Annotated in this window: 12 protein-coding genes; 8 read left to right on the top strand and 4 right to left on the bottom strand. The window is 42.8% G+C overall.

The features are described from left to right. Positions 1-3: 3 nt before the first annotated feature. Positions 4-2,061: a beta-galactosidase gene (locus tag IGK63_RS10720; protein ID WP_008378936.1), complete on the top strand. Its 2,058-nt coding sequence runs from the start codon at positions 4-6 to the stop codon at positions 2,059-2,061. Positions 2,062-2,152: 91 nt separating this feature from the next. Here IGK63_RS10720 and IGK63_RS10715 read toward each other — a convergent pair whose 3' ends face one another. Beyond that, on the bottom strand, positions 2,153-3,667 hold the full coding sequence (locus IGK63_RS10715; RefSeq protein ID WP_008378933.1) for a flavocytochrome c: 1,515 nt from the start codon (positions 3,665-3,667) through the stop codon (positions 2,153-2,155). Positions 3,668-4,239: 572 nt separating this feature from the next. On the opposite strand from IGK63_RS10715, the gene IGK63_RS10710 reads away from it, so the two are divergent. Together IGK63_RS10710 and IGK63_RS10705 are read left to right on the top strand one after the other, a co-directional pair. After that, complete coding sequence (locus tag IGK63_RS10710; RefSeq protein ID WP_008378931.1) at positions 4,240-4,962, top strand: metal ABC transporter ATP-binding protein; 723 nt, start codon at positions 4,240-4,242, stop codon at positions 4,960-4,962. A 1-nt stretch (position 4,963) separates the two neighbouring features. Beyond that, entirely contained in the window at positions 4,964-6,721 is a 1,758-nt protein-coding gene (locus tag IGK63_RS10705; RefSeq protein ID WP_016613568.1) for a metal ABC transporter permease subunit, read from the top strand. A gap of 29 nt (positions 6,722-6,750) precedes the next feature. Here IGK63_RS10705 and IGK63_RS10700 read toward each other — a convergent pair whose 3' ends face one another. From IGK63_RS10700 to IGK63_RS10690, 3 genes are all read right to left on the bottom strand, one after another. Further along, positions 6,751-6,924, bottom strand: coding sequence for a hypothetical protein (locus IGK63_RS10700; RefSeq protein ID WP_016613567.1), 174 nt, complete (start codon positions 6,922-6,924; stop codon positions 6,751-6,753). 134 nt (positions 6,925-7,058) lie between these two features. Then, complete coding sequence (locus IGK63_RS10695; protein WP_005234806.1) at positions 7,059-7,919, bottom strand: metallophosphoesterase; 861 nt, start codon at positions 7,917-7,919, stop codon at positions 7,059-7,061. Between the two features lie 173 nt (positions 7,920-8,092). Next, the gene (locus IGK63_RS10690; RefSeq protein ID WP_016613566.1) at positions 8,093-8,809 is read right to left on the bottom strand and encodes a hypothetical protein; all 717 of its coding nucleotides are present in this window, start codon (positions 8,807-8,809) and stop codon (positions 8,093-8,095) included. A 185-nt stretch (positions 8,810-8,994) separates the two neighbouring features. Here IGK63_RS10690 and IGK63_RS10685 point away from each other — a divergent pair, with 185 nt between their 5' ends. From IGK63_RS10685 to IGK63_RS10665, 5 genes are all read left to right on the top strand, one after another. Continuing rightward, positions 8,995-9,765: a TatD family hydrolase gene (locus IGK63_RS10685; protein WP_016613564.1), complete on the top strand. Its 771-nt coding sequence runs from the start codon at positions 8,995-8,997 to the stop codon at positions 9,763-9,765. Next, entirely contained in the window at positions 9,758-10,330 is a 573-nt protein-coding gene (gene rnmV, locus IGK63_RS10680) for a ribonuclease M5 (protein WP_005234813.1), read from the top strand. The genes IGK63_RS10685 and rnmV overlap by 8 nt, the downstream gene beginning before the upstream one ends. Next, positions 10,327-11,214, top strand: coding sequence for a 16S rRNA (adenine(1518)-N(6)/adenine(1519)-N(6))-dimethyltransferase RsmA (gene rsmA, locus IGK63_RS10675; protein ID WP_008378923.1), 888 nt, complete (start codon positions 10,327-10,329; stop codon positions 11,212-11,214). Before rnmV ends, rsmA begins: the two co-directional genes overlap by 4 nt. A gap of 118 nt (positions 11,215-11,332) precedes the next feature. Further along, the gene (locus tag IGK63_RS10670; protein ID WP_005225537.1) at positions 11,333-11,944 is read left to right on the top strand and encodes a hypothetical protein; all 612 of its coding nucleotides are present in this window, start codon (positions 11,333-11,335) and stop codon (positions 11,942-11,944) included. Between the two features lie 138 nt (positions 11,945-12,082). Next, on the top strand, positions 12,083-12,853 hold the full coding sequence (locus IGK63_RS10665; protein ID WP_016613561.1) for a C39 family peptidase: 771 nt from the start codon (positions 12,083-12,085) through the stop codon (positions 12,851-12,853). Positions 12,854-13,199 lie beyond the last annotated feature (346 nt).

Raw genomic sequence — 13,199 nt, 5'->3', positions numbered from 1 at the left:
AAGATGATAAGATATAACTTAGAAGAACGCTTTTTACATGGTGGGGATTATAATCCTGACCAGTGGCTAAATTATCCCGAGATCTTAGCCAAAGATTTAGAACTAATGGAAAAAGCTCATGCTAATACATTTTCCCTTGGTATTTTTGCTTGGAGTGCCTTAGAGCCAGCAGAAGGGGTGTTTCAATTTGAATGGTTAGACAAAATCATGGATCAGCTCGCCGAACGAAACAGTAACGTCATTTTAGCGACGCCAAGCGGTGCGCGTCCTGCCTGGTTGTCTAAAGCATACCCTGAAGTTCTCCGGACCAATGAAAAACGGGAAAAAATGTTACACGGTGGGCGACACAATCACTGTTTTTCTTCGCCAATCTATCGTGAGAAAGTGGCGATCATCAATCGGAAATTAGCTGAACGCTACCACGATCACCCAGCACTATTGATGTGGCATATTTCCAATGAGTATTCTGGAGATTGTCATTGTCCTATTTGCCAAGAAAACTTTCGTCAGTGGGTCAAGCAGAAGTACCAAACGCTAGCAGCCTTGAATGAGGCCTGGTGGGGACCGTTCTGGAGCCATACCATCACCGATTGGTCGCAAATCGAATCTCCTTCACCGATCGGCGAAATGCAAGTTCATGGACTAAATCTAGACTGGCATCGTTTTGTAACCGATCAGACTATTGATTTCTATGAACATGAGATCAAAGACATTCGTCGTTTGTCTCCAGATGTGCCGATCACAACGAATTTCATGGCAGATACCCGTGATTTGATTCCCTTTTATAGTCTTGATTATGGAAAATTTGCCCAGCATGTGGATGTCATTAGTTGGGACTGTTATCCTGCTTGGCATAATGATTGGGGAACGACAGCTGATTTGGCAAGTAAGGTTGGGTTTATCAATGATCAATATCGTAGCTTGAAAAAGCAACCATTTTTGATCATGGAATCAACCCCTAGTGGTGTGAATTGGCATCCAGTCAATCGCACGAAACGTCCCGGGATGCATCTTTTGTCTTCTATGCAATTTATTGCTCACGGTTCAGATAGTAATCTTTATTTTCAATGGCGAAAATCTCGAGGCTCATCTGAGAAGTTCCATGGGGCCGTCGTGGACCATGACAACGACGAGCAAAATCGTGTTTTTCAAGATGTAGCAGAAGTGGGGAAAGCCTTAGAAGAAATCAAAGAAATCAAAGGATTGCACAAAAAAGCCAAAGTGGCGATCATCTATGATTGGGATAACAATTGGGCGCTCAATGATGCGCAAGGTTTTGGTTTAGAGAGCAAACGCTACCCACAAACGTTGCAAGAGCATTACCGCTATTTTTGGGATCATGACATCGCGGTTGATGTCATCACGAAAGATCATGACTTTGATGCTTATCAATTGATCATCGCTCCGATGCTTTACCTCTTACCAAAAGAAACTATGAAAAAATTTCAACAGTATACGAAAAATGGCGGGACACTGGTTTCCACTTATTTGACGGGGATCGTGAATGAAACGGACTTGACCTATTTAGGAGGATGGCCCCAAGAGTTAGAAGAACTGTTTGGTGTGTCTGTGAAAGAAATCGATACGTTATATCTGAAGCAAAAAAATCTGCTTTTAATGAAGGAACAGCAGTACCAAATTCATGATTATTGTAGTATTGTCCAAACAAACACCGCCCAAACGTTAGGGGTGTACGGTGCAGATTTTTATCAAGGTCAAGCTGCAGTGACCGTAAATGATTATGGTGAAGGAAGTGCCTACTATCTTGGGGGACGGACGGATCAAGCCTTTTTGGAAGACTTCTATCAAGAAGTAACACAACAGCTTCGCTTACAAAATGAGTGGGTCCGCCAAGGTTCAACGAACGTGTCGATTCAAAGTAGAGAAAGTCAGCAAGAGCAGCTCGCTCCGACTACCTATTATTTTGTGATGAATTTTTCCGAAGAAAATCAAGAAGTAGAGGTAGCAACTTCAGGAATCGACTTGCTTACAGGAAAAACGACAAACCAACTTCTTCAGTTGGCGCCTTATGAGGTGCAGATCATCAAAGTGACAGCATAAGATCAATAAAACTATTGTGTCAATTATATGAGAAAAAAGAAGTACTAACGCTGATGAAAAGCGTTAGTACTTCTTTTTTATAGAGAATGGTTTAATTTTCTTGCGCAAATTCGGCAGCTTTTGTTCCTGCTTGGCGTCCGAAGATGATGATATCGGCAACTGCATTTCCGCCAATTCGGTTTTCACCATGCAACCCACCAGTTACTTCTCCGGCTGCAAAGAGACCTGGAATGATCTCGTTATCCGTAGCGATCACTTCTGTGTTCGTGTTGATCTTCACGCCGCCCATCGTGTGGTGGATACCAGGAGCAATGGCGATGGCATAGTAAGGTCCTGTTGACAAATCGTTGTCCATTGCTGTGCTGCGTCCAAAGGCTTCGTCTTCACCAGCAGCCACACTGCTGTTCCAGGTAGCGATCGTTTCAGCAAGCGCTGCTTCTGGCATGTCCAATTCTTTTGCTAATTCTTCGATCGTGTCAGCGGATTTGACTAACCCTTGTTGCTCGTAAAAATCAATGGCTGTTACGCGTTCTTTGACACCTGCATCAAAAACTAACGTTGCCGATTTTTCAGGTAGGGCAATAATCGCTTCAGAGACTTTGTCTCGTGTTTCCATTTCATTGAAGAACCGTTCGCCTTCTTGATTGACCAAGATCGCGCCTTCTCCACGGACAGCTTCAGTGATCAACAGTGATTTAGACTGATCCACTGTTGGGTGGATTTGGATTTGCTCTAAATCAACCGTTTGTCCGCCTAACGCTTCGATCATTTTGATTCCATCACCAGTCGAACCCTCTTGGTTCGTTGTCACGTAGTCTGCCAATTCTGGTTTGTACTCGGTGATCATGTCGAAATTGGCACCGAAACCGCCTGTTGTAACGACAACTGCTTTGGCATCAATGGTTTGTTCGTTTCCTTCTACTTCAACGGTCACCCCGTTGACTTGACCATCTTCTTCATTGATTTCTTTGACATCGGCATTTACAAAAATTGGGATTTCCAATTCATGGATGTTGCGCATCAAGCCATCAACTAAGTATTCCCCAACCGCGGAACCATCAGATGGACGGTGCGTTCTTTTTTCACTCATCCCGCCAGTCGTTGTTAAGTTGTCTAAAGTGATACCCATGGAATCTAACCAATCGATCGCTTCTGCTGAATGATCCACAAAGTAGCGCAACAATTCTTCATCATTGGTGTTGTGACCGCCAGCTAATGTTTCTTCATAGAATAGATCGTTTGAATCTTCAATGCCTTCTGCTTCTTGGAATTTGGTTTCTGAAGCGTTCATTCCTGCAGAAGATTTCAATGTATTCCCACCAGAAATTGGCATTTTTTCTAAAATAACTGGGTTTGCGCCAGCTTCCTTTGCTTGGATCGCAGCGGCCATTCCAGCGCCACCCGCACCGACAATCACGACATCGTAGCTGTCTGCAAGTTCGCTAGGGTCTGTGTATTCTTGACCAGATGCAGCTGAAGTTGCATCTGTTTCTTCATTAGCAGATGAACCAGTACTTGTGCTGCTGCTTGTTTGTGAATCAGCGCCACAAGCACTCAAAGTTGCTAACGAGGTTAGGACTAATAGTGTTTGGAAAATTTTCTTCATTGTTTTTATTCCTCCTAAAACTTTTTCCAAATCAAAGACTAACATAGTTGTCATGTTATTTTTAGCTTTTGTTCGAAAAATCACATAATAATTAGAAAAGTTTAATTTATAAAGCGTTTTAGTCGAGATGAAAGGGTTTCTTGGTCATCATAAAAAAGAGTGAATTCGTGAATTTATGGAAATAGAAGAATTATTGATTCTTTGATTTGTTTGGTATTAATCATAAAGGGAGAAAGCAAAGAGGCTTTGATTAGCCTCTCTTCTGTTATTGAAAAACGTACGTCACTGAGGTGCCGAGGAATGATCTCTTTTATTAAGAATAAATCAAACGCTTTGCGATCAAAAGATAGAAAGAAATTGATGGCATCCGTGTTTGTGGGCACCAATTTTTACTCAATAAATAAAGATAGAACCTTAGTTTTCAAGAGTCATTGCCAAGAAACTGCGGTGTTTCTTAAAAAAATCAAGAGAACTGTCTTGCAAAACCAATCCTTTCTTGTATAATAAAAATAAGTTAGGTCTACCTAAAAAATAAATAAACTATCCTTAACTATGGAAATGGAGTGAAAATAATGATTACTTTTTCAGAAATATCCGCAGCCTATGATGGCGATCATCAAGTGATCTCGGATTTGTCGTTTCAAGTAGAGAAACCGGCGATCGTAGGGATCATCGGACCAAATGGGGCAGGGAAGTCGACGCTGATCAAAGCGGCGTTGAAGTTGATCCCTTCCAGTGGGAACATGAGTGTCAACAAAAAAACGTTAAAAGACTTTCAAAAGGAAATTGCCTATGTCGAACAAAAGACTGCGGTTGATTACACGTTTCCGATCACAGTCAAAGAAGTCGTATCTTTAGGCTTGTATCCTAAGATGCGCATGTTCCAAAGAATGTCGGCCAACGATTGGCAGAAAGTGACAGCCGCTCTGGCAGCGGTAGAAATGGAATCCTTTGCGGAGCGTCAGATTGGGGAATTGTCCGGTGGGCAGTTTCAGCGGGTCTTGATTGCTCGAACGTTGGTGCAAGATGCTAACTATATCTTCCTCGATGAGCCCTTTGTAGGGATCGATGCCACCAGTGAAGCGATCATCGTCGGGCTGTTACGTAACTTGCGAGATGCTGGCAAGACGATTTTTATCGTTCATCATGATCTGGGGAAAATCACCGAATACTTTGATTACTTGGTTTTGCTCAATCAAACCCTGATCGCTGCGGGACCAGTCAGTGAAGTCTTTACCGAAAGCAATTTGAAGCAAACATTTGGTGATGCGATCATCGTGAAAGGAGGCGTTTAACATGTTGACAAGCTTTTTTACCAGTTTAAGTAACTATCATTTCTTGCAAAATGCCTTGATCACGGCAGTCGCGATCGGAATCGTCGCAGGGGTGATCGGTTGTTTTATTATCTTACGAGGGATGTCCTTGATGGGGGATGCAATCTCTCATGCGGTCTTACCAGGGGTAGCCTTGTCTTATATCTTCGGCGTTCATTTTTTTGTCGGGGCGATCTTCTTTGGGATCTTGGCTTCCATGATCATTACCTATATCGCCAATAACAGCCTGATCAAAAGCGATACGGCGATCGGTATCACCTTTAGTTCGTTTCTAGCTTTAGGGGTTATCTTGATTGGAGTAGCAAATAGTTCGACTGATTTGTTTCACATTTTGTTTGGGAATGTGCTAGCGGTGCAAGACAGCGACAAATGGCTGACGATCGCTATCGCTATCCTTGTGCTGGCAGTGATCATCCTTTTCTTCCGTCCACTGTTGATCACGTCTTTTGATCCGATGATGGCAAAGGCCTTTGGGATGAAAGTGCAAGCCTATCACTATTTATTGATGTTCTTATTAACTTTGGTTTCAGTGACAGCGATGCAAAGCGTCGGAACGATCTTGATCGTGGCTCTGTTAGTCACTCCAGCAGCAACGGCTTATTTATATACAAAACAATTGAAGCATATGATGGTCATCGCAGGGGTTTTAGGTGGTTTCGCCTCATTTATCGGCTTGTTTATCGGGTATAGCTTTAATATTGCCGCAGGATCAAGTATCGTTTTGACCGCAGGAGCCTTTTTCGTGATCGGTTTCTTGTTCTCACCAAAACAAAAGACCAGTCCAGTCAAACGCTGGTCAGCGACGGCGGTTTTAGCAACGGCAGCTGTAGCTGGTGGCTTCTTTTTGGCACAGCAAAACGGACAGATGGCCCAAACAGAAGGGAAGCTTTCAGTAGTAGCGACCAATTCGATCATTGCTGATATTACGGAAAACATTGCCGGTGATCGAATCGATCTTCACAGTATCGTACCGGTGGGGCGTGATCCCCATGAGTATGAACCTTTAGTGGAAGATGTTCGAAAAGCGACCGATGCCGATCTTATCCTTTACAACGGCTTGAATCTAGAAACTGGCGGCAATGGCTGGTTTACCAAATTGATGAACAATGCCAATAAGGTAGAAAATGAAGATTACTTTGCTGTCAGTGATGGCGTGGATGTGCTTTATTTATCTGATGATGAAGACCACAGCAAAGCCGATCCTCATGCCTGGTTAAATCTAGAAAACGGTATGATCTATGCCCGTAACATCGCTCAACGCCTGAGCGAAAAGGACCCTGACAATCGCTCTTTCTATGAAGAAAACCTTGAACGCTACTTGGCTTCATTAGAAGAACTGGATCAGCAAGCGAAGGAAAACTTCCAATCGATTCCTAGAGAGAAGAAATTGATCATCACCAGTGAGGGAGCCTTCAAATACTTCTCCAAAGCCTATGGTGTACCGTCTGCCTATATTTGGGAAATCAATACCGAAGAAGAAGGTACCCCTGCGCAAATCAAAAACTTAGTGGATCAGCTGCAAAACTCAGCCGTCGCTTCCTTGTTTGTTGAAAGCAGCGTCAATACTCGTCCAATGCAAAGTGTTTCTCGTGATGCGGGCATTCCGATTTTCGGAACCGTCTTTACCGATTCGATTGCAGAACCGGGAGAAGAAGGCGACAGCTACTATAACATGATGAAGTGGAATCTCGAGACGATTTATCAAGGCTTGAATCAATAAAGCAAAAAAACATCCTTAGCTCGTTCTGGCTAAGGATGTTTTTTCGTCGTATTTTTGTGCTGGAGAAAAGCAAAGAGATAAAATCCGCAGCCCACCAAGGCAGCAAGAAATGCGATGACAGGAAAGTACAACCCCTGACCGTAAACATAGGCTGTATAAGCAAAGAAGGCGATTAAAAACCAGAGTGTTCCTGAGATGACCATTTTTTGGTTCCTCCTAATTGTTTAAAAGTATTTATTTGGTATATTTTAACACGATAGGGGCAAAAAGAAAATCAGCGAATCGAACGTTTGCTGAAACGATTTGCTGATTTTTTCCCAATTACAACGATGAACAGTTAAGAAACGTTCAATTGCTGTTGCGGTTCTAAATGGTAATAAAGGATCTCTGGCGGGACGCCGAGTCGGGCGGGAATCTTGGTCATACCGACCCCACTGGAAACACTCAATAAGGTCTCATTTCCTAAAAGGTAGAGCCCATCGGTATATTTCAACGCGCCCTTTGTTTTCGCATAATAAAAAGGCAAGCGAATCTGCCCGCCATGGCTATGGCCAGAAAGAATCAAGTCGTAGTTTGGCAGATTGGTGATCCGAGAAACATAATCGGGTTCATGGAGCAAAAGCAGCTGCCATTCTGCTAAGGTTGCTTCATAGGTAAAACTGACTTTCGGACTTTCTATATCGATACCGACAATATTCATCGACGTCTTGTCATCAGAACCAAAAACCGACTCATTATCAAGTAAGGTAAACCCTGCATGCTGGTATATTTCCTTAACAAAGTAATGACCGTCATTCAAATGGTCATGGTTCCCCATAACTGCGATCTTACCCAGAGGCGCTTGCAATTTTTTCAGCTTTTCGATCAGTCGCTTGGTTGAACGATGCGGCCATTTTTTATAATTATCGATCAGATCCCCCGTGATGATGATCAGATCCGGCTTGTTTTGGATCGTTGATCGAATGATGCGATTCATTCGTCTTGGTTTAAACCAACGAGAAAAATGGAGATCACTGATATGGGCAATCACGATATTGCTTTCTGCTTGGTAAAGGTCATAAGCTTTTGAAATATCTAAGACGGTGCGCTTGTCTTTTTTTATGAGATAATGCCGTTGTTTGAGAAGATGCGGTTCAATAATAAAGGAGTAAACTAGCAAGCCCGTAAGGAGGAATGCAATAAGAATGAGGGTGTACATGGCGTGGCTCCTTTTTTGATTTGCTAGTTTCTAGCATAGTAGATTCTTACAAAAAAAGCAATCATACGGAAGCAAAAATAACAAAAAATATCCATCGTATTTCGCTTGATTTTTCCATTAAAAAAGATACAAAAGAAGCTGCAACAGCCTATCTTTTGTATCCTAGATCGCAATTATTTGATTTTCACCAATCGTTTGAAGCGTGCCTTGTGTTTGACAGGGATCAAAGCCATGACACAATCATAAGGGACAGAGATGATCGCCCATGCGAGACTTTTACTTGAAGCAAAGGGATAGTTTTGCTGTAAGACAAAATGGCCACTGATCAAGGCAAAACCGATACTCCCGACCCACAGCCATTGCGGGTCCCAATTCGTGAAGTGCTGGAGGGCTGTGATGACAAACGGATAGCCGTAAAAGTACAATGCAGTCAAAACGAAAGTGACATTTTTGGTTAATTGACGCAAGGTCAGTAAGAAAAACAAGCCAGAAAGAACGATACCCAATGGAGGAAACAGACTAACTAAGAAGGAATAAACGATGCCCCATAAGATCATGCCTGGGCCTTTGACGAGAGCAGCTATGACAAAGACAAAAAGTAGGAATAAGAGCTGTTGCGAAAAACTTGCTGCCGTCAAAAGTCCGAAGAAACCAACCAATAACCAGTGAGAAAAAGTCGCTGTTTGATTCTTTTGTGGCGTCTGCTGATGCAGTTTTAGCCATGTAGCAAAATTGGGGAAATCTTGCTGGAAATTTCGCTGAAAATCGCTATTGAATGCTTGATGGGCATTTTGCTGCCGATAGTAGTGATATTGATTTTTTAACGTGCCTTTAGTTGCTGCTTTTTGGCCAGAAAAAAAGCGGCCGGGATCAATTTTTGATCGTTCCATATTTCCACCTCCATACGATTTCGTTACCCTCAGTATAGAGAAAATCAGCTTCGGCGTCCTCCAACTTTGGGCGGATTTTTTTTGCTTGCTGAAAGTTTTCTTAAACTGCTGAAAAAAGCGGAGAGGATTCGTTTCTTAAACCGTCAAAATATGCTAGAGTATAGAAGGACTAAGGAGGAGATTTCATGATTTTTGATTCTCATACACATTTGAATGCAGAACAGTTTAACGAAGACATTCCCGAAACCGTCGCCCGTGCGCATGAACTAGGAGTAACGGAGATGGCGGTCGTCGGTTTCGATCAGCCAACGATTGAAAAATCGTTAGCATTAAGCAAAGAATATCCTGGCATTTACAGCATTATCGGTTGGCATCCCACCGAAGCTGGTTCTTATACCCCACACGTAGAAACCTATTTGCAAGAGCGCTTGGAACGACCAAAAGTCGTTGCCCTAGGTGAAATCGGTTTAGACTACCATTGGATGGAAGATCCGAAAGAAGTTCAAGAAAAGGTCTTTCGTCGGCAAATGGCAATCGCTCGTGAACATCAGCTGCCCATCAGTATTCATACCCGTGAAGCCTTAGAAGATACCTATGCGATCTTAAAGGATGAAAAAGTCCAAACAATCGGTGGTATTATGCACAGCTTTAGTGGAGACGGAGAATGGGCGAAAAAGTTCTTGGATCTAGGAATGTACATTTCCTTTAGTGGTGTCGTGACCTTCAAAAAGGCCACGGAGGTACAAGAAGCTGCACTAGTCGTACCACAAGATCGGCTACTCGTTGAGACTGACGCGCCGTATTTAGCCCCTGTTCCTTATCGCGGCAAACGCAATGAACCCGGCTATACCCATTATGTGGTGGATAAAATCGCGGAGCTGCGGCAAGAAGCGGTCGCTGATGTTGCGGCCTACACGACAAAAAATGCCCACCGCTTGTTTAGGATCAATGACTGATAAACCGAAAATCGAAGAAATCATTGTCGTCGAAGGCAAAGACGACACCCGTCGATTGCAAGAAGTGTTCGAAGTAGATACGATCGAAACGATCGGTTCAGCGATCGATGATACGATCCTTGATCAAATCGAGCATGCCCAAGAGACACGAGGGGTCATCGTGTTTACCGATCCCGATTTTTCGGGAGAAAAGATCCGCAAAATCATTATGGAAGTGGTTCCGGATGCCAAGCATGCCTTTTTACCGCGCAGTCAGGCAGCACCGAAAAGCAAAGGCAGTTTGGGCGTGGAACACGCCAGCCATGAAGCATTGAAAGAAGCCTTGCGAAAAGTCGTAACCCCGATTGCTTCAAATGAAGTCAGTGAAGGAACCATTGATCGCCAACAGTTATTAGCGTATGGCTTGATCGCAGGCGCTGGAGCAAAAGAGAAACGAGAGCGGCTAGGAGATCTTTTACGCATCGGCTATACGAACGGCAAACAATTAGAGAAGCGGCTGGCAATGTTTCGTATCACCGATGCAGAGTTGGCAGAAGCTATGAAAACAGTGGAGGAAGAATTGTGAAGGAAGAACGGGATATAGCAACCCCCTCAAGAACCAAAGAGATTTTAGCGAAACATGGCTTTACCTTTAAAAAAAGTTTAGGACAAAACTTCTTAACAGAACCGAATATTTTACGGAAAATCGTAGAAACAGCAGGCATCGACGAAACGACAAACGTCATTGAGGTTGGACCTGGAATCGGTGCGCTGACCGAACAGTTGGCAAAACATGCCAAGCAAGTGTTGGCGTTTGAAATTGATGATCGGTTGATCCCTGTATTAGCTGATACGATGCAGCCTTACGCAAACGTAAAGATCATTCATCAAGATGTCTTGCAAGCAGACCTATCAACGACCATTCGGTCAGAATTCAGCGATACGGCTGCTTCATTAAAAGTTGTCGCAAATCTGCCTTATTATATTACTACGCCTATCATGATGCACTTTTTAGAGTCTCAGGTACCAGTAGATGAAATGGTCGTGATGATGCAAAAAGAAGTGGCTGATCGAATCTCAGCAGTTCCCGGGACCAAAGCCTATGGCTCGTTGTCGATCGCTGTGCAATACTACATGGAAGCAAAACTGGCATTCATCGTCCCGAAAACCGTTTTTGTACCCCAACCGAATGTTGATTCGGCTATTTTGAAATTGACGCGCCGTCCACAACCAGCGGTCGCAGTCACCGATGAAAAAGAGTTCTTTAAATTAACGAAAGCAGCCTTTCAGTTGCGTCGTAAAACCCTTTGGAACAATTTGCAAAATAGCTATGGAAAAGATGAAGAAACCAAACAGTGGTTGGCAGACAGTTTAGAAGCAAGTGGGATCGATCCGAAACGTCGTGGAGAAACGCTGTCGTTAGCGGAATTTGCCAAATTAAGCAATGAAATGCAAGCGCGCAAAGGATAACTTCTATAAAAACGGATGTTGAATAAACATTCGTTTTTTTGTGTCTTGACACCTTGTGGAAATACCAGTAGAATAAGCAAGACAGAACTGTCATGACACATTGAAGGAGAGAGTATAAATGAAAAATCATTCCATCCGCCATTTAACGATCGCTGCATTGTTAATCGGCATGGGGATCGTCATTCCCATGGTAATGCCCAAAATCGTCATCGGACCTGCATCTTTTACCTTAGCTAGCCATGTTCCCGTATTTGTGGCGATGTTCTTTTCACCAGCGATGGCGATCGCTGTAGCTTTAGGAACGACCTTTGGCTTTTTCTTAACACTACCACCAATCATTGCATTACGGGCATTGTCCCATGTTGTTTTTGCAGTCATCGGTGCCTTTTATTTACAGAAGCACCCAGATATTTTACTGAAAAATGGCAAACCCTCTTTATTGAATATCAAATTTCAGAGCTTTAACTTGATTATCGGACTGATTCATTCTGCCGTTGAAATGGCAGTCGTTGCCGCCTTTTACTTCACAGGAAATGTACCAGGGACAGCATTCGATGGCAATTTCTACTATTTCTTGTTCGTTTTGATGGGGATCGGTGGCTTGATCCATAGCTTGATCGATTTCAATTTGGCTTATTTTGTTGCAGGTGCCTTAAGCAAACAATTTGATATTCGTTCGTTTTCAAAAGCAAAAGGACGCTTTATTCAGAAACAGAAGAAAGCGGCATAAGCGCCAGTTTGAATAGACCCGCTGCGTAAACGGGTCTATTTTTTTGTGTTTAGATTAAGAAAATACTCCCTCTTAAAACGTTTATTATAGTGAAATAATAAACAGAAATAAGTTATAATATAAAAGAGGAGGAAGTAGATGAAGAAGAAAAAGTTAAAACGGTTACTTTTAGGTATGTTCGTCTTGATGCTCTTCTTTCTGCTGATTTTTTATGACAGTAAGAATGGGCAGTCCCCCTTTGAAAAGATAGAGGATGAATTGACACTAGCACTTTCGGATGAAGAACAAACACCAGAGCCTGAATACAGTGACGTTATTCAATTGGACGTTCCGTTAGAAAATCAATTCGATGAAGTTACGTTAGGAAATGGTTGTGAAGTAACGGCTTTATCGATGCTCTTGAATTTTTACGGATTTGATACCAATAAAAATCAATTGGCAGAAGAATTAGTGTATGTCCCACTTTATGAGGATTATAATCACCATGGAGATCCGCGAGAAGGCTTTGTTGGAAACATCTATGGCGGCGATAGCGCGATGGGTGTTGACGTAGAACCGATCACTGATGTCGCCGAAAGTATTGTAAAAGAGCAATATGAAGTCGTTAGTGGACGAGACAAAAGTTTTGATGAGATCGTCAAAGTCCTGCAATCTGGGAAACCAGTTTGGATGATCGCGACGTTAGAATTACAAGTACCTACCGATGCTGATTTCTTTCAATGGAATACCCAAAATGGCGAAATCCTTGTGACTGCATTGATCCATTCGGTAGTGATCACTGGCATCGATGGTGATACGATGTATGTCAACGACCCTTATGGGCATAAGGATCGCGAAGTCAGCAAAGAAGACTTAGCAGCGATCTATGAAAAAATGGGTCAGCAATACTTATATTTAGAAGAAATCTAAGAAAAAGTCTCAACTTGCCGTTGACAGTAAATGAAAAAACAATTATAATTTTTTAAAATTAAACAAAGATTTCGATAACGTTGAAGAGAAGAGTAGCAGATCAACAAAGGTACAGAGACTCCGGTTGGTGAAAAAGGAGACATGCGGTGATCAGTGAAGATGAGCTCTGAGTTTTTTTGTTGGTTCACGCCAGCAAAACGGCATGCGCCCGTTACAGCGCCAAGTATCATAGTGTACTGTTGAGGTGTTATTTGTGAGAATAGCACGAATTAGGGTGGTAACGCGCATCAAGTCGTCCCTTTTATCCATAAGGATAAAAGGGCGGCTTTTTTTGTTTTTCACAGCC

It is taken from the genome of Enterococcus sp. AZ040, from assembly GCF_050499185.1.
Lineage (GTDB): Bacteria > Bacillota > Bacilli > Lactobacillales > Enterococcaceae > Enterococcus_D > Enterococcus_D entomosocium.
Note: the sequence above shows the minus strand (reverse complement) of the source record. Positions and strands in the feature narration are given on the sequence as shown.

Bases quoted from the DNA above. Each gene is read 5' to 3' on its own strand.
- IGK63_RS10700 (WP_016613567.1), bottom strand. From the start codon at position 6,924: ATGGTCATCTCAGGAACACTCTGGTTTTTAATCGCCTTCTTTGCTTAT.
- IGK63_RS10715 (WP_008378933.1), bottom strand. From the start codon at position 3,667: ATGAAGAAAATTTTCCAAACACTATTAGTCCTAACCTCGTTAGCAACT.
- IGK63_RS10665 (WP_016613561.1), top strand. From the start codon at position 12,083: ATGAAGAAGAAAAAGTTAAAACGGTTACTTTTAGGTATGTTCGTCTTG.
- IGK63_RS10670 (WP_005225537.1), top strand. From the start codon at position 11,333: ATGAAAAATCATTCCATCCGCCATTTAACGATCGCTGCATTGTTAATC.
- IGK63_RS10710 (WP_008378931.1), top strand. From the start codon at position 4,240: ATGATTACTTTTTCAGAAATATCCGCAGCCTATGATGGCGATCATCAA.
- IGK63_RS10690 (WP_016613566.1), bottom strand. From the start codon at position 8,809: ATGGAACGATCAAAAATTGATCCCGGCCGCTTTTTTTCTGGCCAAAAA.
- IGK63_RS10685 (WP_016613564.1), top strand. From the start codon at position 8,995: ATGATTTTTGATTCTCATACACATTTGAATGCAGAACAGTTTAACGAA.
- IGK63_RS10695 (WP_005234806.1), bottom strand. From the start codon at position 7,919: ATGTACACCCTCATTCTTATTGCATTCCTCCTTACGGGCTTGCTAGTT.
- IGK63_RS10720 (WP_008378936.1), top strand. From the start codon at position 4: ATGATAAGATATAACTTAGAAGAACGCTTTTTACATGGTGGGGATTAT.
- rnmV (WP_005234813.1), top strand. From the start codon at position 9,758: ATGACTGATAAACCGAAAATCGAAGAAATCATTGTCGTCGAAGGCAAA.
- IGK63_RS10705 (WP_016613568.1), top strand. From the start codon at position 4,964: ATGTTGACAAGCTTTTTTACCAGTTTAAGTAACTATCATTTCTTGCAA.